Source organism: Arthrobacter sp. NPDC056886 (genome assembly GCF_042788715.1).
Classification (GTDB): Bacteria; Actinomycetota; Actinomycetes; order Actinomycetales; family Micrococcaceae; genus Arthrobacter.
Window position 1 is genome coordinate 286,903 of record NZ_JBHUBT010000008.1, and the last position, 20,041, is coordinate 306,943.

The following is a 20,041-nucleotide window of genomic DNA, read 5'->3' on the forward strand; positions in this document are numbered from 1 at the left end:
TGCTCTTCCTTTCAAGCCGCGGTGGGAACGATGAGGGGCTTGATGCAGTCATCGAGCTTCGCGGAGAAGATGTGGTACCCCTCAGCGATGTGCTCCAGCGGGATGCGGTGGGTGACAATGTCGCTTGGCTTCAGGTAACCGTTCCGGATGTGTTCGAACAACCGTGGCCACTGACGCTTGACCGGGCACTGATTCATCCGCAGCGTAAGCCCTTTATTCATGGCATCGCCGAACTTCACGGCGATGAAGATGGGCCCGTAGGCGCCCACCACCGAGACGGTGCCGCCTTTGCGGACGGAATCGATCGCCCAGTTGAGGGCAATCGGGGATCCGCCCTGAAGCTTTAGTTTTGCGGAGGTCACGTGCTGCAGGAAGTTCCCGTCTGCCTCGGCTCCCACGGCGTCGATGACGACGTCGGCGCCCAAGTAGTCGGTTTCCCTCTTCAGGTGCACCACTATGTCGTCGTACTCCACAAAGTTGTACGTTTCGGCTTGTGCGAAGGTGCGGGCCTTCTCGAGCCGGTACTCCAGGTGGTCGATCACAATCACCCGTCCGGCGCCCATCAGCCAAGCGGACTTGGCGGCGAACAGGCCCACCGGCCCGGCACCGAACACCACCACGGTGTCGCCCTCAGCGATGTCGCCCAACTGGGCGCCGAAGTAGCCGGTAGGCAGGGCGTCGGTGAGCAGCACCGCGTCCTCCTCATCCAGCCAGTCCGGGATCAAGCCTGGCCCGACGTCAGCGAAGGGTACCCGCACAAACTCAGCCTGGCCGCCGTCGTAACCGCCGCACGTGTGCGAGTAGCCGTAGATGCCGCCCACCGCCGTCGCGTTCGGATTGACGTTGTGGCAGTTCGAGTAGAGGCCGCGGGAGCAGAAGTAGCACGACCCGCAGTACACATTGAAGGGAACCATTACCCGGTCGCCGGGTTTGAGCCGCTCAACCGACGAGCCGACCTGCTCCACCACCCCCACGAACTCGTGCCCGAACGTCATGCCCACCCTGGTGTCGGGCATCATGCCGTGGTAAAGGTGCAGGTCAGATCCGCAGATCGCCGCCGACGTCACGCGCACGATCGCATCGTTGGGATGTTCGATGTGCGGCATGTCCTTTTCTTCCACGCGCACCTTGTATGGCCCGCGATACACCATTGACCGCATCAAGACCACCTCCGGGAAATTGCTCGTTCCGGCATCGAAATTCTCCTGTCCGGGCTCTTTCAGGCGCCAGCTGGGTGGAGGACGACTTTGGTCCAGCCGTCTTTGCGGCTGTCGAAGTTCTTGTAGCCCTCGGGGGCCTGATCCAGCGGCAGTTCGTGGCTGACAAGGAAGGAGGGGCTGGCCTTTCCGCCGGCGATGAGGTCGCGCAAGGCCCGGTTGTACTTCTTGACCGGGCACTGGCCGGAGCCCATCGTTTGTCCCTTGAACCAGTAGTTTCCGTAGTCGAAGGCCACCTGGCCCTGCTGGGCGAGTTTGTCGGGGCCCCCGGGGTCCTGGGGCAGGAACACACCCACGACGCCGATGCCGCCGACGAACCGGACGGAATCCACGAGCCGGTTCAGGGTCAGGTTGGGCTGTTCGTTTCCGCCCGGGTCGTGCGCCTGGTAACCGACGCATTCGCAGCCTCGGTCGGCCCCGAATCCCATGGTCTGGTCCTTGACGAACTCGACAGGGTCCACTTCGGAATCATCCACGGGGATGGCGCCGATCTGTTCCGCCAGCTTCAGGCGGTCGCTTTGGCGGTCCACGACCATGACTTTGCCGGCGCCTTTGATAATGGCCGAGTAGGCTGCCATGAGCCCGACGGGTCCTGCACCGTAAATGACGACAGAGTCGCCCGGGTACACCCCAGCCAGCTCGGTGGCATGCCAGCCGGTGGGGAAAATGTCGGCGACCATAACGTAGTCGAGTTCTTTCTCCACGGAGTCCTCGCCCAGGCGCAGGCAGTTGAAGTCCCCGTACGGCACGCGCAGGTACTCCGCTTGTCCGCCCTGGTACGGGCCCATGTCCGCGAACCCGTAAGCTGCGCCGGCGAGCTTGGGCTCGGGCTGCATGGTCAGGCAGTAGTTTGTGAAACCCCGTTCGCAGTTTTTACAGAATCCGCAGGCGATGTTGAACGGCAGCACGACACGGTCGCCCACCTTTACTTTGCTTACCGCCGGGCCGGTCTCTACCACTTCGCCGAGGTTCTCATGTCCGAAGGTGCGTCCGGGTTCGAAGCTGGTGCGGCCCTCGTACATGTGCAGGTCAGAGCCGCAGATGTTCGCGGAGGTGATCCGGACCAGCACGTCGGTGGGATGCTCAATTTTGGCATCCGGTACGTCCTCGACGCTGACGTCGTTGGGTCCTTTGTAGACTACTGCCTTCATTTTTCCGCTCTTTTCTTTATTCCATTCCGATCGCGGCCCAGCAGTGACAGCTTCCGGCAGGTGCAGACTCATGTGCCTGCAGGGCAACACCCCGGAAGGGGGCGGATGTCGTCCCAATACGGGTGTTTGAGCTGGTGAGGAAATGGGGGAAGCAAGGATTGCGGCCTGCGAGCCCACCCGAAGGGGTGGGGAGGCCATATGTTTGCAGACGGCAGACTGTCCGGGAAAACCCGGCTGCCGGTCCGTTTCGCAGAAAAGAAACTAATCGAGTCTTCATGCTAAGCACACTTAGCATGCATGTCGAGGGGTAATCCGAAAACAAGTGTCGATGAGGCTAGCCGCGGCAAAATGCTGGCCGGTGTGAGCTTGCGCTGGGGCGAAAACGGGATCTCCACGATCTTCCTGGCCTTTCTCGTGGGGCAGTTGGCCAACGTCGCAAAAGACAGTCCCGGACTCGGCACACTGGCTATCGTCGTGTCCGCCGTCGTCGACTTCGCGACGGCGCCCCTGGCCGGTCTGTTGTCCGATCGGTTCGGCCGCCGCCGTATGAACGAGCGTGGGTCCCTCCGACGCTTGATGCGGCTGGTGCCCGGCCGCCGCGGTGGCCTGTGAAGTTGTGTGGGTGCCGGGGTCACGGCCCTGGTCGGTCCGGCTGCTGGGATGTGGGGTCATTCGGGTCTCCTGTCTTGGTGGTTCCGGTGGGCGGGGTTGGTCTCGTACCTAGTCATGCTCTGGGTCCTGCTGACGACATGACCTGCGGGGATTTCTCTTGTGGCTGCCTTCTGAGCTGGTGCCTTCTAGAATCTGCGCAAGACTGGAGTCGCCCGATCATGGATGGGGCTCCGCTCATCCATATGCTGTTTTCCTTCTTCCTCGGCTGGGGCGAGTACATGCCATTCCTTCCGGTGCCCGGCCTGGCAAGCCTGCTCGGCTGAGCGCGGACGGACGTTTGAGGCCCCGGTTGCGGGCAAAGTCATATGGTCGAAGCAATACTCTGGTTGACGGATCGCCTGGGACGGGAAACCGCCGCCAGCGCAACGAGTCAGTTTGTAATGAAGTTGGGCCCGATCCGGCAAAGTATCGTCAGCGATGCTTTCTTTTGCGTAGATAGCGGACATGGTTAATTAGACGCCGTCAGTCGACTCCGGAAGGCCGACCTCAACGCTGATTGGTGATCAGGTCCTGTTCGCGGGTCGAGTCTCGGGCGTAGCCGATGATGTGCGCCGTCATACCTGCAAGTGACTGAAAATCTTTGCCCTTGGGATGGGTGAAGCGCAGGCTTCCGCGCCCGAGTTCATGCTGGCAGGATGCCAGTATGAGCGAAAGTCACGACGAGAAGACGCGAAAAAAATCACCTCCAGGACGGTTTCGCCGGTTCACCTACGCAGCAGCTGCGTACTGTGGGTCAACGCCGACGTGACGCTGAAGAGAACCTTGAGCATCATCTGGAGGAAGCCCGCCACAAGGAAGATCCCCGCGATGAAAATGCTGTCAATGAGGCGGAAGCGGGGCAGGAGGCGACCGTGGTGTTCCTGCCATCCAGAACGATGATCGGCTTACCCCAGCTGTCCGATAATGATCGCCAACCGGGGCGTTGCCAGCGACGATGACGGCGCAGACCCGGAGTACTCCCACGAGTCAATTCGACCCCTGTCCTTTCCCGGCCCGGGGACTTAGTCTGGGGATTCCTTCCGTTTTAAGGCCACACCTTAGGGGTAGTCCATGACTCTTCCGCCGCAACGCGAACCCGACCCGTTTCCGCCAGACCCCGGGCCGCTGCCCGACTCTCCGGATCCGACATCCCCTGTGCCTGCGCCCGACTCTCCCGACCCGACGTTTCCTGGGCCAAGCCCTGTGCCTGATCCCGGGCCGAGGCCGTCCGGACCGGATCCCACACGCGGCTTGTAGGACCAGGCGTCTGTCCATGCTTCGCGTCTAGAGGAAGGACCGCGGCCATCGGTGCTCGTCCCTGGGGGAGGGCGCGTGGAAGTATTGCAGTTCGTCCGGGGCGAGGACCTGCGGGTCGCGGGTGGCCAGGGTCGTTGACTTCCTGTGGCGCATCAGTGTCACGCCACATGCGTGTCCGTCCCGGACTGGAAGCCGGGATCTGCGGCGGACGCGTTTGCCGTCCAAGGACCTCGGGGTGTCGCCCAGCGCGCTGCCCGGCGCTCTATAGACCGGACTCGTCCCGCGGGGTGGATTCGCCGGTGGGCCGCTGGGCCGGGGAATCGTCGGTACCTGTGTCCACCCGGCCAGGCTCTTTGCCTTCCTCTTTGACAACGTCCTCGCCCCGGCGCGTTGCGCTCACCCCTGTACCTGCGGGTGGCAGGTCAGCCTCGCTTTGTTCGTTCGGGGCTTCTGCGGACACGGGACGGTCGGGATTCGTGGCCGGTTCTTCGCTGCCGAAGGCCCGTGCCGTGCCGGCCTGCTCGGCGGGGTCGCCGACGTTTCTGTGCTCATAGGGCGGGACCGCGCTGTCGCCGGTGTCAATCCCGCCGCCTGGGGCCGGGTTAGGTCCGCGCTGGTAGTCGCCACCGGCGCGATCGTCCTTGGGAGGGTTTACGGGTGCCATTCTGCTTCTCCTTATTGAGGCGCCGCCGATGTATCCTCGCGCAGCCTAACGCGGGCGCCGGGGATGCCTATCAGTGTGGCGGACGCCTGGTCGTCCGACTCGAGGTCGAGATGGACCAGCCGGTCGCGGCGGCGCTTGGCTACGACCGAGAAGTTGGTGCCGGCCAAGCGCAGGACCTGTCCTTCGAGGACATCACGGAGCCTGTACTTGACGAAGCGGGGGACAACTTGCGTGTTGGTCATGTTTCTCCTGAATCTCCCTTCTTCGGCCCAGCCAGCGCCGACTCGTTGCCGTTTCGGTACCGACGAAAGGCGGACGTCAGAAACATTTAATCAGTAGGCTTACTAACGCGCAAGGCGAATCGCCAAGGCTCGACGCCGGTCCAAGGGTGCACAGTATGGCGCCGGAATTGCCGCCACAGGTTCTGGTGACGACCATCCCGACCGCGCCGGTAAGCGGGAGCCTATCGGCCGTCATCGCTGTGTCGCTGGGCGGGGGAAGTCGGTAACGCTCCGGCGGGCTGGTCCAGCACCACTTCGTAGGCATTGCCTCGCCGGTCCGTGACCGTGGTGGGCGATTCGAGGTGTACGGCGCCGGAGGGCAGGATCCCGGCGCCGCCGAATTTCTCCATGACTTGCCACTGTGCCAGAACATCCTCGCCGGAGTGGTGTGGATCCAGGAGCGGCCAGAAACGGAATCCTCCGGCCTCATTGAGGGCGGCCCGCCGAAACAGGGTGCACCCGCCCAGCCATGCGACACGGTAGGGCAGCCATTCACCGGGCTTGAGTCGAAGTTCAGCGCTGAGGTGACTCAGATTTGCAGCATTGTGCAACGGCCACCGGTCGAAGGCAGGCGTTCCCGGCCGGACCTTTTCCGGCTGGACGGGCCCGTCCCAGGCCTCAAAGGACGTCGTTTCCTCGGGCCTCCTGTCATCGAGGTAGGACAGCCCCTGGGGCGCCATCCCGACGAATCCGCATTGCAGGAGGTCCAAGGCCTCGCGGAGCCGCTCCAGGGCACCGGATTCCAGCCAGACGTCATCGTCCAGGAACATACATCTATCCGCCGTCGACTGCTCGAGGAGGAATTGACGATGTTCGGCCAATCCGCGCCGGGGAACGTGACGTAGGAGCCTGACGTCCCGGCCCTGGGCTTGTAGGACCCGCACCATCGCCGCCGCCGCAGGGTGCTTCCACGCTGCCTCGCCCCGGGACTGGTCGCTGACAAAGACACGGAATTCGGGATCCGATTGGGCCGCCAAGCCTGCCAGGGTGACGGCCAGTTCGGCGGGACGATCGCAGGTCGGAACCAGCACGTCAACAGCCACCGGACTCCCGCTCTCCAGCGGCTGCCCCCACGCTATGGATGATCTGATGCCCATGGCCAGCCCTTAGTCTTTAGGCCCGTCCATCCTTAGATGCAGAAGACAGGCAACCTATCGCGTCGTCGCCCTAGGTGCGTGTTCCCCGGGGCGACGTCCAGCCCTTTGGGGAGATTACCGGCATCCTGCAATCGTTGTCGACACCCATCCAACTGGGCAGCGATGAACCTCAACAGGAATGCCCGGACAGGTCCACGGCTGCGCTTGCCTGACCAGGCCGAATCGGCGGAGACTTCCACTGCCACAGGTTCGACTAGTGTCAGCACGACGGGTTCCTTGTCTCGGTTAAACCGGTCCAGGGAGGTGCCTTTCACGGTCGCGGGCCAGGGGTGGGCGCCGCGGGGAGGTTGCGGCCAGCACGGCAGTTCCCGCGCGGCTGCCGTCTTCAAAGGGTGGATCTGCCGACGATCCGCAGCTCCCCGTCCAGGACCAGCCCGGCCACAACCCCGCACGGAGCACAGGTTTTGGGGTCGACAACCGCAGAGGACGTCCCTAGTCTGGGGGTGAACCGGCCAATGGAGGTCGCTGATGTCTACAGTCGATCTAATCGGGAGCACGAGACTGGTCGCCGACGTGGTGCGCGGCACCGACGACGCCCAGCTCGACGCTCCCACGCCCTGTGAGGACATGCCGGTACGTCTGATGCTGGCCCACTTGCACGGCCTGGCCATCGCGTTCCGCGATGCGGCGCTGAAGATCAACGGTCCCACCACCAACACGGCGCCCGACCCCAGCCGTCTCGTTCTTCCAGCGAATTGGCGCGAGCTCATCCCGGCACGCCTCGAAGAGCTCGCCGCGGCATGGCAGGAAACCGGGGCGTGGGCCGGTACGACGGCGGCCGGCGGCCTGACCATGCCCGCCGAGGACGCGGGACTCGTCGCCCTCGATGAGGTGGTGCTGCACGGCTGGGACCTGGCCGTGGCCACGGGACAGGGCTACGAGCCGGAACAGGAGGCCCTTGACGCGGTCGAGGCATTCTGCGCCGGCATCCCGGACGACCCCGACGCGCGGAACGGACTGTTCGGCCCGCGCGTCGCCGTCGGCGAAGGAGCCGGACAGTTCGAACGGGTGCTGGGGCTGGCCGGACGGGATCCCCGCTGGCGGCCGGAGACCTGAACGCCCGCCTCGGACCTCATCATCACAGCCCTCGGGCTGCTGCTGGGTTCGCGGCCCGGCAACCGGGGCGGGATGCTGGGCAGGGGAGGGTTGTCGGGAAGGGAATGCAGTTCGAGTACAAATCTCCTTTTATGGGCCCCCGCAGGGGCCTATTTTCGTGGTGGCTGGTCTGGCGGCTCCTTCTCTTGGTTTGGACAGCGGTGTTGCTGTGTACTCCTTCATGGCCGGGACTGCTTGGAACTGCATGACCTGCGGGGAGTTTCTGGGAGATTTTCTGGTCCTCAGTTCGTTCGTTTTCTTGGCCGGGGAGAGGTGGGCGGACGTTTGTCCGGCAATGGTTGTGTGGACATTGTCCAGGCCGATGTAACGTGATGCCGTAGAACACCGGTGTCCCTCCTGCCCTGGTCCAGGCGAGAGCCGGAAAGGAGAAACGATGAACACCCCTCCATACCTGCGCTGGGACGAATCAGGCCAGCAGCAGCTCCTCGCCCGGGCCGAAGCGCTGCTCCAGCGGCGCGAACGGTGCCTGCTTGGAATAGCCGGGGCGCCCGGTGCCGGAAAATCCACGATCTCCGAATGGTTGCTGGAGCACCTGCTCACCGACCATCCCCGGCAGGTCGCCCTGGTCCCTATGGACGGATATCACCTGGCGCAGTCGCTGCTCGAGTCCCGCGGGCTGGAGCACCGCAAGGGCGCCCCGGACACCTTCGACGGTGCCGGCTACGTCGCGTTGCTTCGCCGGCTGCGCTCAGAGACCTCACGGGAAATCTTCGCACCGGTCTTCCGCCGCGAAGTCAACGACGCGATCGCCGGGGCCATCGCCGTCCCGCCGGAAACACGCCTGATCATCACCGAGGGCAACTACCTTCTCTTTGACGAGGCCCCCTGGAACGAGGTCGCATCCCTCCTGGATGAAACCTGGTTCGTGGAACTCGAACAGGACGAACGCCTGCGCCGGCTCACCGCCCGGCACCTGAAGTTCGACAACGACGCCGCCATCGCCGAATGGCGTGCAACCGGCAATGACGAACGCAATGCCCGCCTGGTAGCACCAGGAAGCCAGCGCAGCACACTCGTCATCGAGCACACACCCGCGACCGTCCCGGCGCCCGGGCGCGACTAAGCGGCTGGAAACCCAGCCGCCCGATTCATCGGGGCGGCGGCATTACTGCTGCCCGGGACACAAAGTGCCCCCGCGGCTCATCGCTAGAGCTCACATAATGTGCCTTCGTAGCCCCTTCTGAGCGGGAGCTTTTCAGGAGTCGGACAATTTCAGTAGGGCGCCTCGGTTCTTGCCATCCGTGCCATCTTGGCCGATCCAAAGTCGGAGTAGTCGGCCGCCCGGGGTTCGCCCCAGATGACCAGCACCTTGAGCGGCCCCTTGCCGGTATTGCGCAGATCGTGACGGGAGCCCGCTCTTGCGAGGACGGCGTCACCGACTCCTATCGAATATGTTTCGTCTTCGACGGTCATTTGACCCATGCCCTCGGTGACAACGTAGATCTCCTCCAATGGTTGGCCGGGCTCAGCATGTGAATGCATGCCCTCGAAGCCCCCGGGAGGCAGCTCCCAGGTTTGCAACGCCACCGGCAATTCGGACTGACCGTAGAAAAGCCACTGCATCTGCAGCGGCGAGCCCCCGTGAAGGTTGTAGCGGAAGGCGTGTGTTCCGGCACGTTCAAGCATAAATGTCACCTTCCTCCGTCTAAAGCATCTTCAGCTGGACTGCCCTTATCCATGCCCACATGGGCGCAGCGGGACGTTCGAGTAGGTCGCGAGCCGACGCAGAGATTTTTGCCGTGCGTGATCTTATGTGCCAGACGCCGCGCAGAGCCTTGCAGCCTCTCTACCTTCCAAGAGAGAAGCAGAGATGATCGGCAGCACCCATCCAAGGGTGACTCCCCGTCATTCCCCTGTGTGGTGGCGTTTTTGGTGGTTGTCGCACAGGGTCGATGCCACGTCGGCAGCGCTGGCGAGAGAGTCGACGGCATCCGGTCCCCGCGAGCCGGCTGCGTATCCGACCAGGAAGGCCGCGACCGGCGCGGCGGCGTGGGTAATTGTGTCCGCTGACTTCCGGGCCAGATCCAGCAGTACTTCATGGTCGATGGGCAACTGAGGGATCTGGAGCGCTTGAGCCAGATCCTGACTCCATTCATTCAGTATTTGAAATTCTTCGTCGCTGATCGTCATGATGGCTCCTTACGCGGCGGCCCAGTCGGGCGGGATGGCGGATTTCATCTTCCTTTCGCTGTCCCTGGTGGAAGATTTGGCGACAGCGATGGAAACGGCTTCGGGTTCTTCAAACGGTTAGTCAGGCGGATAAGCTCACCACCCGGAATACTGAAATGACGCATAAATTGTTGCAACTATGGCGATAACGCCAATGATTCCTATGGACCAGGCTTCGATAGTCGTCTGTAGCTTTTGTTCCCGACCAGGGCAACCAATTTTGTCCAAGTTGGTTTCGGGCCGTTCGTCGGCTTTGTTCATTCAAGATCCCCTTATTTGCCCGTGTTTGCGGCTGACTGGGAAGTTGCCCTGATGCTGTGTTTTTGACACATCTCGCTGTGCCGGCAATGAACGGGTTTAGCCGCCTGCAAAGGGCGGGAGGACGTCCACGACATCTCCTGTACTAAGTTTCGCACCGTGATCTCGCAGCGCGACCTCGTTCCGCAGGAAGCTGCTCCGGTCGATGACCATGGCCAAAGAAAAGTTACCTGTCGATCCCTCGATGCGCCGGTCTACAGCTAATATGGCGGCGATGAGCCCATCCAGGGTTGTGCCCTCAGAAAGATCGTGGTGTTCCTCTTCGACGCCGGCCGCTGCACAGGCGGCGGCAAAGTATCGTACGAGCATTGCTCTTATCCTCCGATAGCGCTCATGCTGCGGTCCGGTTGAACAAACTCTTCACTTCCGAGGCCGGTGTGGTCCATGCCGTGGGCCCGGGGTTTCACCCACATGGCATCCTGCCAGAGACGCACCAGTTCATCGTCGTGTGCCCCGCTTCGCAGAAGACCCAGAAGGTCGAACTCCTCCCGAGAGAACAGACAGCTCATGATCTTTCCCTCGGCAGTAATGCGGGTCCGCCGGCAGTCGGCACAAAAAGGTTCACTGACGGACGCGATGATTCCTACGGTTCCTAAAACGCCCCCGGAGGCGTTACCCGTACCCGCGTTCCGTCGTCGCACTTCAAACCGTTCGGCCGGTGCGCCGTCCCGCGAGCGGCGATCCGGCTCCAGGACGAAATCTGCTGACAGCAGAGTGCGGATCTCGAGGGCGGTGATCATCCCACGCTCGCTCCAGCCGCGCTGAGCATCCAACGGCATCTGTTCGATGAAGCGCAGTTCAAAGCGTCGCTTCAAAGCCCATTCCAACAGTCCCGGAGCTTCACGGTCATTGATACCGCGCATCAGCACTGCGTTGATCTTGACGGGTCCAAGGCCCGCGGCGCGGGCCTCTTCGACGCCGGCGAGCACTTTGCCGAGGAACGGCCGCCTGGTCAGCTGCGTAAAAGTCTCCTCATGCAGGGAATCGAGGGAAACATTGATTCTTGTGAGCCCGGCCTCCCTAAGCGCCTGCGCTCTTTGCTCGAGCCCGACGCCGTTGGTCGTCATGGAGATTGGGAGTTGGGGGTGGCGCGCCCGCAGCACGGCGATGATGTCGACGAGGTCGGGCCTAACCAAGGGCTCTCCGCCGGTGATTCGGAGCTCCCTGACGCCCAGGCGCTCGACGCCGATCCCTACGATTCTTTGGATCTCTTCGGCCGTCATGACGGCCTGCTTCGGTAGCCATTGCAAGCCGTCAGCCGGCATGCAATAGGTGCAACGAAGATTGCATTTATCCGTGACGGACAGCCGCATGTCGGTTGCTTGGCGGCCAAAGCGGTCCAGAAGTGCCGATGGCAGTCCGAGCGGACGTGCTCCCGGCGCAGACCCATGATTGGTGTTCCGGGCCAGGCGCAGTACTGGGATTCCCAGTTGGACGCTCATGGCTTTACGGCTGATTCAGGGCGCGGGACGCCGCCGCAGTCAGCGGAGACCAAGGTCACTGTCAACATAGGAGCCGGGGCGGTTTCCGTTGTCGTGTTGGCAATTGCAGCCCCCATCCAGCTGCAGCCGAACAGTCACTGGACTTGAGGACTCCAACTGGATATCCACGAACTCCTTCCCTTCGCTGCTAACCCGGAGGGTCTGTTCTTGGTCGTGGTGCTCGGACATGTAGATACCCTTTGCTCTGCGTTGGTGGTGGGTGTGCCTAGGCGGCACGCGCCGGAACAAGCCGCGTGCCGCCGAGGCCGGCCAGTCGAAGATCGGCATTCGATCAAGAATCGAGGCCAGGCCACCGAGGGGTCGCCGGCAGTCAATCGAGGAGTGCCTTCCCGGGCCCATGGGAGTTCCATCGGCGGGTGGTTTCTTCGGGAAACCCCTCCTTAACCTCGGACTAGTTGCTGAGGTAGCCGTTCGGGTTCAGTACATACTTCGTGGCGGCTCCGGCATCGAATTCCGCGTACCCCCGCGGGGCATCCTGGAGCGAAATGGCCGTGGCGTTGACCGCCTTGGCGATCTGGATCCTGTCATGCAGGATCGCCATCATCAGTTGCCGGTTGTACTTCATCACCGGGCACTGGCCGGTCGTGAAGGAGAGGGACTTCGCCCAGCCGGTGCCCAGGGACAGGGACAGGCTGCCTTTCTGGGCCGCCTCGTCCGTGGCACCCGGATCCCCGGTGACATAAAGGCCGGGAATGCCCAGGGACCCGCCGGCGGCGGTGAGGTCCATCAGCGAATTGAGCACGGCGGCCGGCGCCTCCTGGGCCCCGGCGCCGTGCCCGTGTCCGCGGGCCTCGAAACCGACCGCGTCGATGCCGGCATCGACCTCCCGGACGCCGAGAAGCTGCTCGATCTGGTCAGCCGGGTCGCCGTTGGCCACATTGACGGTTTCGCAGCCAAAGGATCGGGCCTGGGCCAGGCGATCCTCATTGAGATCCCCGACGATGACAACCGCGGCCCCCAGCAGTTGGGCGCTGGCCGCCGCGGCGAGCCCCACGGGACCGGCCCCGGCAACATAGACGGTGGACCCGACGCCGACACCTGCCGTGACGGCCCCGTGGAAACCGGTCGGGAGGATGTCCGAGAGCATGGTCAGGTCCATGATCTTTTCCAGGGCCTGGTCCCGATCGGGGAACCGCAACAGGTTCCAGTCCGCGTAGGGGACCAGGACGAACTCGGCCTGCCCGCCGACCCATCCGCCCATGTCGACATAGCCGTAGGCGGACCCGGGACGGTCCGGGTTCACGTTCAGGCAGATCCCGGTCTTGCCCTCCTTGCAGTTCCGGCAGCGCCCGCAGGAGATGTTGAAGGGGACCGAGACGATGTCCCCGACCTTGATGAACTCGACGTCGGGCCCGGTCTCGATGACTTCCCCGGTGATCTCGTGCCCCAGGACGAGACCGGCCGGGGCGGTCGTGCGGCCACGAACCATGTGCTGGTCCGAGCCGCAGATGTTGGTGCTCACGGTGCGCAGGATGACCCCGTGGGGGACCTTCCGGCCGACATTGACGGGATTGACGCCGGGGCCGGCCTGCAGTTCAAAGGTGGGAAACGGGGTATCGATGATTTCCACGATCCCCGGCGCCTTGTATGCAACGGCTTTGTTACCTGACATTGAATGGCTCCTAGGGGTTGGCGATCGAACCCTCACGGTGACGCTGGTCGCATCAGATTGTCTGTGAGGTAGTAGTTGTCAGTTTTCGTGAAGCAAGTTGGGTCAATTGGGGCGTTCATATCCCGGGAAGGCACGACGTGGTCGGGGGAGCCCGCGGATCCATAAGGGCAAGCGAAACGCCACGCGTGGCATTCTCGCGCTTGTTTTGTTGCCGTGGAATCAATCCTGATGCTGTCCGGCCTAGAGCAGCTGAAGGCGGCTAGGCATCGATCACCATATCGGTGCGCGCGGTTGAGCAGCAGGGCAGGAACTTGCCTGCCTCGATTTCCCGTGCCCGGATCCCGCCCTGGTGATTCATGTCGATCTCCCCGGAAAGCTTGACGATCTTGCAGGAGCCGCACATTCCTTCCTTGCAGTTCGCGCCGATCCTGACGCCCGCACGCTGGGCTACCCCGAGGATGTGTTCGGCGGGGTCGATCCGCACGTTGATGCCGGTGCGCATGAAGGACAGGGTGAGGCTTCCCGTTCCGACCGTGTCGAAGCTCGAGGCATCGGGGGACCCGGCCTCCGGCCCCGCGTCCGGACTGCCGTCGGGGGCTTCGGGACAGGGCGCGTCCGGGTCGACGGTTTCCAGCGGCAGCCCCGTGGCCTTCAGGGTTCCCTCGGCGTCGTAGCCGGGCTCGTAAAGCCCGAACGCGGTGGGCTGGCCTTCGTAGTAGTCCTCAGCGGAATCGGCGATTTCCTCGGCGATTTCCTCCGCGATGTCCACTGCAAGCGCGAGCTCCGCCTGGTATTCAAGGATCGTCTGGCGGTCTCCCGAGAAGAATTCCATGTGGATGGAGGTGTCGTCGACGCCGACCTTCTCGAGGAGTTCGGTGGCGGTGTTCAGGTAACCCTCGGGGCCGCAGGCATAGACCTGGCGGCCGTTGGCGTCGGGGGCCACCTCGTCGAGCATGGCCGTCGTCAGCCTTCCGGTGAGCCCTTCCCACCCCTCGGGTTTGCTGCGGTCGCCCAGGGAGTAGGAGACCTTGACGCGCGAGTCCACGGAGGCGATGTAGGCCAACTCCTGGTGGAAGGCAAAGCCTCCGGCCGCCGCTCCGTGGTAGAGCACCACGACATCGGCCTGTCCGGGCAGGGAGTGGATGGTCCGCACCATCGACATGATGGGGGTGATGCCGGCGCCGGCGGCCAGCAAGAGGTACCGTGCCCGCCGGTCGGCGTCGGGCAGGTGGAAGGCCCCGACTGGTCCGAGCATCTCGAGGACGGTGCCGGGCTTGACGTTCTCGTGCACCCATGGCGAGACCTGTCCCGTGGGGTCGCATTTGACTGTGATGTTGAAGGTCCACGGTTTGGTGGGCGAACTGGACAGCGAGTAGCTGCGGTCCACCGGGTCCTGGTCCTCGCCGTTCACGGGAAAGGCGATATTCACGTACTGGCCCGGACGGAACGCCAGGGGCGCACCGTCGGAGCGGCGGAACACGAAGGTCATCATGCCGCCCACCTCGGGAACGGTCTCGACACATTCGGCCATGAACTCCTGCGGATACCAGGGCCCCAACGCGCGGGCGGCACTGGCGGGTCCGTCGGTGCTGCCCATCACCCTGTTCCACGGCATCTCGAGACCGCGAATGCGCTGTGGTTCCTGGATTGCCGTGACGGTGCCGAGTTCAATCATGCCAAGTGCTCCTGCACGCGCTGCACGTACCAGTTGATGAACGCCTCGACCTGGTATTCGCTCTTCATGTACGGGCCGGGCTCGTAGGCGGGGCTGCCGGCGCCCTTCTGGCACAGCTCCACGAACGCCTTGTCCTGCAGATTGGTCTGCTTCCAGGTGTGGGTGAGCTTCTCCAAGTCGTAATCGACGCCTTCCACGGCGTCGTCAGCCACCAGCCAGGTGGTGCGTACCAGTGTCTGGTGCTCATTGACGGGGAAGACGGCGAATGTGATGACGTGGTCCCCGAGGAAATGGAACCAGCTGTTGGGCTGCAAGTGCATCGAGCAGCGGCCAAGGCGGAAGTCCCGCAAGTCGCCGAGCAGCTTCTTGGAGAGCCTGTGCCCGTCGGGCGAGAACGATTCGCCGTCACCGTCGAGCGAGTCTCGTGAGATGCGGATTCCCGCTACGCGGGTGTCGAGCTCCTCGACGACCTCATAGGGAAGACCATAGCGGCGGCAACGGTCCTCGAGCGAGGACTGTGCTTCCTTGTTGCGGTCCCACACCTCTTCGAGATGGGCCGGGATCAGGCCCTCCGTCAGGCCCCAAGTGGGAAAGAGGGAGCAGGCGAGTTCCGGGTGGCCGTCGCAGTGGTAGCACTCACGGTTGTTCTCCATGACGAGCTTCCAGTTGCCCTCCTCGATGATGTTCTGCTGGTAGGCGATTTTCGTCTTCGACAGATCGTGGGGCGCGAGGTAGGGCTCGAAGATCTTTCCGGTTTCGTCGAAGTCCGTCGGCGGTTCGTCCGCAATGCAGACAAAGATGAGTCCGGCGAACACGCGGCTGTGGGCGCGCTTGAGGCCGAAGCAGCCCTTGTCGAATTTCGTTTCCCCCGGTGCCGAGGCATGGATCAAATTGCCGTCGGGGGAGTAAGTCCAGGAGTGATAGCCGCATACCAGGTTGCCCGTGGTCCCCGCGGGTTCGGTCAGGACGCGGGCGCCGCGGTGGCGGCACACGTTGTGCAGGACGTTCACGCCGCCGTCGTCGTTGCGCAGCACGATCAGGGAGTAGGGCCCGTAGTCGACAGTGACGTAGTCGCCCGGCTCCGGGAGCTCGGCGATGCTGGCGGCAAAGATCCAGTGCTGGCCAAAAATGGCCTTCATGTCGATGTTGAAAATCGTCGGGTCGGTGTAGAAGGGGGCATCGAGGGAATATCCCACTCGCCGGAAATCGAACAACTCGGTGATTTCCGCCAACTGCTCGGCAGGCAATGAAGAAGCGAGTTTTCCGCGTGAATTGAGGGGCACGTTCACTGGAGCAGACATGTGTTTCCTCCCGGGAGGGCTGGGTAAGTGTGCGATTCGTGAGGACCACGGAGTTGGTGGGGGCAACCGGCGGTGTCGAAAACTTCTATATTGCACTTGGCGCAACAGCAAGCGCGATATGCAACAGAGTGACCCAAAACACGCCAACTGTCAAGAGGTGGAAAAGCCGGTGACATACCTTGACATCGGGATGTGACGGGGCGCACTCTGTTGCTTAGCGCGAATTCCGTTGAGTCATGCGGAACGATCCTGTCCTAACCCGCTTGGCGCGATGCACCCCCCGGCCAAACTGCCGGTACGCACCCACGAAGTGCAAATTGTCGACAGCAACATCATGATCATCGAATCGGACGAGGCCCCCAACCTTCCGCCCGATCTGACTCCCGAGGGCGATGTTTAACCGCAAGCCCATGCCTCACCGAGCAAAGGACCCGCTGATGGCTTTAAATAGTGACCTAAAATCCCATACACCCGAGGAGTTGCCGGCTGGCAACAGGGTGGCAAAGGCTCCGCGTAACGAAGAACCTGGAAGTGAGGAGAAGAGTAAAGCAGTCTTCACTGTCTCGGAGGATGTAGACACAAACCCCGCTGTCCTCGATACGGAGGACGGAGGCACAGCCATCTTGCCGGACGTCGAAGAGTACGAACAGATCCTCGAAGAGCTGCGTCATGCCAAGACCGACCAAGCCGTTGCGGATCGCCGGAACCATAAGCTCAGTCTCGACAAGGTCACGTTCGGGATCACAGGTGTCATCGCCATTGCCTTCGTTATTTGGGGCTTCGTGGGACGCGACAGTCTGTCCGACACTTCCACGGGTGCCCTCAACTGGGTCATGGAGTACACGGGATGGCTGTTCATGCTCCTGGCCTCGCTCTTCGTGGTCTTTGTCCTGTGGCTGGCCCTGGGCAAGTTCGGCAACATCCCGCTGGGCAAGGACGGCGAAAAACCCGAATTCCGTACTGTCTCCTGGGTCGCGATGATGTTCGCCGCCGGCATGGGCATCGGGCTGATGTTCTACGGAGTCGCCGAACCGCTCTACCACTACATCTCTCCGCCGCCCGGCACCGTGGACGGACGGACCCCCGAAGCCATCCAGACTGCCATGGCCACGTCGATCTTCCACTGGACCCTGCACCCCTGGGCCATGTATGCAGTTGTAGGCATCGCAATGGCCTACGGCACCCACCGCTTGGGTCGCAGGCAACTGATCTCCGTCGCCTTCACGTCGCTCTTCGGCGTCAGGACGGTCGAAGGGCCAGTCGGGAAGTTCATCAACATCCTGGCCATTTTCGCCACCTTGTTTGGTACCGCTGCATCATTGGGCCTGGGCGCCCTGCAGATCGGCAGCGGCATGACATCCAACGGTTGGTTCGGCGAAATCGGCACCCCCGTGCTCGTGGCGATCGTCGCCGTCCTGACCTTGTGCTTCGTGGCTTCGGCCGTCTCTGGCATCAGCCGCGGCATCCAGTGGCTCTCCAACATCAACATGGTCCTGGCCGTCGTCCTTGCCCTGATTGTCTTCGTCGCCGGCCCCACCCTTTTCATCCTTAACTTGATCCCCTCCGCGGTCGGCGACTACGCCCGCGACCTGGCCGAGATGTCGTCCCGGACTGAAGCGGTTGGCGATGAGTCCCTGCGTAGCTGGATGACCAGCTGGACTATCTTCTACTGGGCCTGGTGGATCTCCTGGACGCCGTTCGTAGGACTTTTCATCGCCCGCATCAGCCGCGGCCGGACCATCCGCCAGTTCGTCACCGGTGTGCTGCTGGTGCCCAGCGTCGTCAGTGTGATCTGGTTTGCCATCTTCGGAGGCGCCGCCTTCCACGTCCAGCAGGAAGCCGACAAGGCCAATACCCCCGGCCTTGTCACCATGGTCAACGGGACACCGTCCGTCAACTTCGACGGAGCACTCTTCGACCTGATCAAGAACCTGAGCATGCCTGACTGGGCTACCAGTGCCGTTATCGTGCTGGCCATGGTTCTGGTCGCTATCTTCTTTATCACTGGCGCCGACGCTGCCTCCATCGTGATGGGATCGCTCAGCTCCAATGGCGCCGAGCACCCCCGCCGCGGAGTGGTCATCTTCTGGGGCTGCCTCACCGGCGCCGTGGCGGCGGTCATGTTGCTGGCCGGAGGCGATGAACCTTCGGAAGCCTTGGCTGGCCTGCAACGAATTACCATCGTGGCAGCGCTACCGTTCGTCATCGTCATGATGTTGCTCTGCTTTGCCCTCACCAAGGACTTGCGTCGCGATCCCCTCGCGTTGCGGCGCCGCCTGGCCACGTCCGTAGTGGAACGCGCCATTCGCACAGGCGTGGAACAACACGGCGGCGTGCAATTCGACCTTGTAACAAAGCACGACTGCGCCGAAAAGTGCCCCGACTCGGACTGTCTGGGAGGGACTCCCACGGGGAGCATTCCAACCGTCGAGACCCGGCATCCCGGACCCAGGCACTAAATAGCCGGGCACCGTAAATAGGAACCCGCCTAGGCGGCACGGGGCTTGTTCCGGCCCGTGCCGCCTAGGCACACCCACCAACATTGCCTAGCAAAGGTTGTCTATATGTCCGAGCACCACGACCAAGAACAGACCCTCCGGGTTAGCAGCGGCGGGAAGGAGTTCGTGGATATCCAGTTGGAGTCCTCAAGTCCAGTGACTGTTCGGCTGCAGCTGGATGGGGGCTGCAATTGCCAACACGACAACGGAAACCGCCCCGGCTCCTATGTTGACAGTGACCTTGGTCTCCGCTGACTGCGGCGGCGTCCCGCGCCCTGAATAGGAATCCTTGGTGCCATGGTTGCAACCGCCTCTGCGTCTTTCAGGTATTTCGGATAGTGTCCCTGGTCGCCCGACTAACCGTTTGGCCACGGTGACCGCCAATAAGCCCGGCCCTGCGGTCGGGCTTATTGGACTCTGTAGCCCATTCTGGCGCTGATGGTCAGACCCGCCTCGCGGAGGCCCTCTATGAGTCCGGGATCGGTTTCCGGGGAGAACCGGAACGTCGGACCGGAAATACTCACCGCCGCGATAACGTTCCCCACATGGTTAAAGATCGGAACCGCGACGGCCGTCAAGCCTATTTCAAACTCCCCTTGGACTACTGCGTAGCCTTGTCGCGAGATATCCAACAACTGCTTCTCGAGTTCCGCACGATTCGTAATGGTATTCGGCGTGCGGGCCGGCAAACCGGTCCTCTTGAGGATCGTGTCCCTCTCGTCTGCAGCTAGGGCAGCGAGCAGCACCTTACCGCTGGACGTGGCGTGCAGGGGTGTCAGGCTGCCGACCCAGTCGTGGGTAGCCAGTGTTGACGGGCCCATGGCCTGGTCCACGTTGACGTCGTAGTTTGATCGCAGGACGGCCAGGTTAACCGTTTCCTTGTATTGCGCAGCTAGGCTCTCTAAGATCTCTCTGGCCTCGTGCACCACGCTTAATCGGCCAGGGATAGACGATGCCAATCGCAGGATTCCAAAGCCCAGCTGGTACTTGCCGCGTTCGCTGTTCTGGCGGACCAGTTGACGACCCACCAGGGACCCCACCAGGCGGGATACTGTGGATTTGTGGACGCCCATCTCCTCAGCGATCTCACTGACGCCGGCATCACCCGCACGGGCGAGGATATCCAGGATCTGGAGGGCACGGTCCACTGATTGGACGCCTCCGCCCTGTGCCTCTACGCCCTGATCCGGGTCGTTGCGTGCGGCCATGTCGCCTCGTGTCGTTGTCCATGCGGAGTACCCAGGCGTGGAAGTCCCAGCCGAACTGCCACCTCGTCATGTTTCATCCTAGACCGGCTCAGGCGCTGGCTCGTCAACCGGCACCTCAGCCTTCACGCGGCCGAGCGAATCCAAGGTTAAAAAAGAGGGGCACCCAAATTGAACTGCACCCCGAAAGTTGGATTCGAATTTGAGAATCTGACTTCCGGAGGTGCAGTTCCTTTATGGCCCGATATTCACGACACGGAGATGAGG

General features: G+C 62.7%; 18 protein-coding genes. 4 read left to right on the forward strand and 14 right to left on the reverse strand.

From position 1 onward, the window contains the following. Positions 1–11 precede the first annotated feature (11 nt). Positions 12–1,160, reverse strand: coding sequence for a zinc-dependent alcohol dehydrogenase (locus ACFRJ8_RS15760; protein ID WP_377987090.1), 1,149 nt, complete (start codon positions 1,158–1,160; stop codon positions 12–14). A gap of 59 nt (positions 1,161–1,219) precedes the next feature. Then, positions 1,220–2,368, reverse strand: coding sequence for a glutathione-independent formaldehyde dehydrogenase (locus tag ACFRJ8_RS15765; RefSeq protein ID WP_377987091.1), 1,149 nt, complete (start codon positions 2,366–2,368; stop codon positions 1,220–1,222). Positions 2,369–2,728: 360 nt separating this feature from the next. On the opposite strand from ACFRJ8_RS15765, the gene ACFRJ8_RS15770 reads away from it, so the two are divergent. Then, positions 2,729–2,980 carry a hypothetical protein gene (locus tag ACFRJ8_RS15770; RefSeq protein ID WP_377987092.1) on the forward strand — a complete coding sequence of 84 codons (252 nt, stop codon included), beginning with the start codon at positions 2,729–2,731 and terminating at the stop codon, positions 2,978–2,980. Positions 2,981–4,303: 1,323 nt separating this feature from the next. Here the strand turns inward: ACFRJ8_RS15770 and ACFRJ8_RS15775 are convergent. The 4 genes from ACFRJ8_RS15775 to ACFRJ8_RS15790 all read right to left on the reverse strand — a co-directional run bounded on the left by ACFRJ8_RS15775 (position 4,304) and on the right by ACFRJ8_RS15790 (position 6,318). Then, on the reverse strand, positions 4,304–4,438 hold the full coding sequence (locus ACFRJ8_RS15775; RefSeq protein ID WP_377987093.1) for a hypothetical protein: 135 nt from the start codon (positions 4,436–4,438) through the stop codon (positions 4,304–4,306). Positions 4,439–4,538: 100 nt separating this feature from the next. Beyond that, entirely contained in the window at positions 4,539–4,940 is a 402-nt protein-coding gene (locus ACFRJ8_RS15780) for a hypothetical protein (protein ID WP_377987094.1), read from the reverse strand. 11 nt (positions 4,941–4,951) lie between these two features. Further along, positions 4,952–5,182 carry a hypothetical protein gene (locus ACFRJ8_RS15785; RefSeq protein ID WP_377987095.1) on the reverse strand — a complete coding sequence of 77 codons (231 nt, stop codon included), beginning with the start codon at positions 5,180–5,182 and terminating at the stop codon, positions 4,952–4,954. Positions 5,183–5,403: 221 nt separating this feature from the next. Then, positions 5,404–6,318: a glycosyltransferase family 2 protein gene (locus tag ACFRJ8_RS15790; protein WP_377987096.1), complete on the reverse strand. Its 915-nt coding sequence runs from the start codon at positions 6,316–6,318 to the stop codon at positions 5,404–5,406. A 528-nt stretch (positions 6,319–6,846) separates the two neighbouring features. On the opposite strand from ACFRJ8_RS15790, the gene ACFRJ8_RS15795 reads away from it, so the two are divergent. After that, positions 6,847–7,434: a TIGR03086 family metal-binding protein gene (locus tag ACFRJ8_RS15795; protein WP_377987097.1), complete on the forward strand. Its 588-nt coding sequence runs from the start codon at positions 6,847–6,849 to the stop codon at positions 7,432–7,434. 433 nt (positions 7,435–7,867) lie between these two features. Further along, a complete protein-coding gene (locus tag ACFRJ8_RS15800) occupies positions 7,868–8,557 on the forward strand; it encodes a nucleoside/nucleotide kinase family protein (RefSeq protein WP_377987098.1) in 690 nt (229 codons plus the stop codon). A gap of 149 nt (positions 8,558–8,706) precedes the next feature. On the opposite strand, the gene ACFRJ8_RS15805 is transcribed toward ACFRJ8_RS15800, so the two are convergent. The 7 genes from ACFRJ8_RS15805 to ACFRJ8_RS15835 form a co-directional block, all read right to left on the reverse strand. Then, positions 8,707–9,120: a cupin domain-containing protein gene (locus ACFRJ8_RS15805; protein ID WP_377987099.1), complete on the reverse strand. Its 414-nt coding sequence runs from the start codon at positions 9,118–9,120 to the stop codon at positions 8,707–8,709. 219 nt (positions 9,121–9,339) lie between these two features. Next, positions 9,340–9,624 carry a DUF6457 domain-containing protein gene (locus ACFRJ8_RS15810; protein WP_377987100.1) on the reverse strand — a complete coding sequence of 95 codons (285 nt, stop codon included), beginning with the start codon at positions 9,622–9,624 and terminating at the stop codon, positions 9,340–9,342. A 396-nt stretch (positions 9,625–10,020) separates the two neighbouring features. Beyond that, entirely contained in the window at positions 10,021–10,290 is a 270-nt protein-coding gene (locus ACFRJ8_RS15815) for a MoaD/ThiS family protein (RefSeq protein ID WP_377987101.1), read from the reverse strand. A 5-nt stretch (positions 10,291–10,295) separates the two neighbouring features. After that, positions 10,296–11,423, reverse strand: coding sequence for a GTP 3',8-cyclase MoaA (gene moaA / locus ACFRJ8_RS15820; RefSeq protein WP_377987102.1), 1,128 nt, complete (start codon positions 11,421–11,423; stop codon positions 10,296–10,298). A 451-nt stretch (positions 11,424–11,874) separates the two neighbouring features. Continuing rightward, a complete protein-coding gene (fdhA, locus tag ACFRJ8_RS15825; protein ID WP_377987103.1) occupies positions 11,875–13,095 on the reverse strand; it encodes a formaldehyde dehydrogenase, glutathione-independent in 1,221 nt (406 codons plus the stop codon). A gap of 259 nt (positions 13,096–13,354) precedes the next feature. Further along, positions 13,355–14,770, reverse strand: a complete 1,416-nt coding sequence (locus tag ACFRJ8_RS15830) for a ferredoxin reductase (RefSeq protein WP_377987104.1) — start codon at positions 14,768–14,770, stop codon at positions 13,355–13,357. Further along, positions 14,767–16,071: an SRPBCC family protein gene (locus ACFRJ8_RS15835; RefSeq protein ID WP_377987105.1), complete on the reverse strand. Its 1,305-nt coding sequence runs from the start codon at positions 16,069–16,071 to the stop codon at positions 14,767–14,769. Before ACFRJ8_RS15835 ends, ACFRJ8_RS15830 begins: the two co-directional genes overlap by 4 nt. Before the next feature lie 410 nt (positions 16,072–16,481). Here ACFRJ8_RS15835 and ACFRJ8_RS15840 point away from each other — a divergent pair, with 410 nt between their 5' ends. After that, positions 16,482–18,530, forward strand: coding sequence for a BCCT family transporter (locus ACFRJ8_RS15840; RefSeq protein ID WP_377987106.1), 2,049 nt, complete (start codon positions 16,482–16,484; stop codon positions 18,528–18,530). A 446-nt stretch (positions 18,531–18,976) separates the two neighbouring features. On the opposite strand, the gene ACFRJ8_RS15845 is transcribed toward ACFRJ8_RS15840, so the two are convergent. After that, positions 18,977–19,777, reverse strand: coding sequence for an IclR family transcriptional regulator (locus tag ACFRJ8_RS15845; protein ID WP_377987107.1), 801 nt, complete (start codon positions 19,775–19,777; stop codon positions 18,977–18,979). Positions 19,778–20,041 lie beyond the last annotated feature (264 nt).

Excerpts from the sequence above, each read along its gene's own strand:
- ACFRJ8_RS15760 (WP_377987090.1), bottom strand. The coding sequence starts at position 1,160 with ATGCGGTCAATGGTGTATCGCGGGCCATACAAGGTGCGCGTGGAAGAA.
- ACFRJ8_RS15765 (WP_377987091.1), bottom strand. The coding sequence starts at position 2,368 with ATGAAGGCAGTAGTCTACAAAGGACCCAACGACGTCAGCGTCGAGGAC.
- ACFRJ8_RS15780 (WP_377987094.1), bottom strand. The coding sequence starts at position 4,940 with ATGGCACCCGTAAACCCTCCCAAGGACGATCGCGCCGGTGGCGACTAC.
- ACFRJ8_RS15785 (WP_377987095.1), bottom strand. The coding sequence starts at position 5,182 with ATGACCAACACGCAAGTTGTCCCCCGCTTCGTCAAGTACAGGCTCCGT.
- ACFRJ8_RS15790 (WP_377987096.1), bottom strand. The coding sequence starts at position 6,318 with ATGGGCATCAGATCATCCATAGCGTGGGGGCAGCCGCTGGAGAGCGGG.
- ACFRJ8_RS15795 (WP_377987097.1), top strand. The coding sequence starts at position 6,847 with ATGTCTACAGTCGATCTAATCGGGAGCACGAGACTGGTCGCCGACGTG.
- ACFRJ8_RS15800 (WP_377987098.1), top strand. The coding sequence starts at position 7,868 with ATGAACACCCCTCCATACCTGCGCTGGGACGAATCAGGCCAGCAGCAG.
- ACFRJ8_RS15805 (WP_377987099.1), bottom strand. The coding sequence starts at position 9,120 with ATGCTTGAACGTGCCGGAACACACGCCTTCCGCTACAACCTTCACGGG.
- ACFRJ8_RS15810 (WP_377987100.1), bottom strand. The coding sequence starts at position 9,624 with ATGACGATCAGCGACGAAGAATTTCAAATACTGAATGAATGGAGTCAG.
- ACFRJ8_RS15815 (WP_377987101.1), bottom strand. The coding sequence starts at position 10,290 with ATGCTCGTACGATACTTTGCCGCCGCCTGTGCAGCGGCCGGCGTCGAA.
- moaA (WP_377987102.1), bottom strand. The coding sequence starts at position 11,423 with ATGAGCGTCCAACTGGGAATCCCAGTACTGCGCCTGGCCCGGAACACC.
- fdhA (WP_377987103.1), bottom strand. The coding sequence starts at position 13,095 with ATGTCAGGTAACAAAGCCGTTGCATACAAGGCGCCGGGGATCGTGGAA.
- ACFRJ8_RS15830 (WP_377987104.1), bottom strand. The coding sequence starts at position 14,770 with ATGATTGAACTCGGCACCGTCACGGCAATCCAGGAACCACAGCGCATT.
- ACFRJ8_RS15835 (WP_377987105.1), bottom strand. The coding sequence starts at position 16,071 with ATGTCTGCTCCAGTGAACGTGCCCCTCAATTCACGCGGAAAACTCGCT.
- ACFRJ8_RS15840 (WP_377987106.1), top strand. The coding sequence starts at position 16,482 with ATGCCTCACCGAGCAAAGGACCCGCTGATGGCTTTAAATAGTGACCTA.
- ACFRJ8_RS15845 (WP_377987107.1), bottom strand. The coding sequence starts at position 19,777 with ATGGCCGCACGCAACGACCCGGATCAGGGCGTAGAGGCACAGGGCGGA.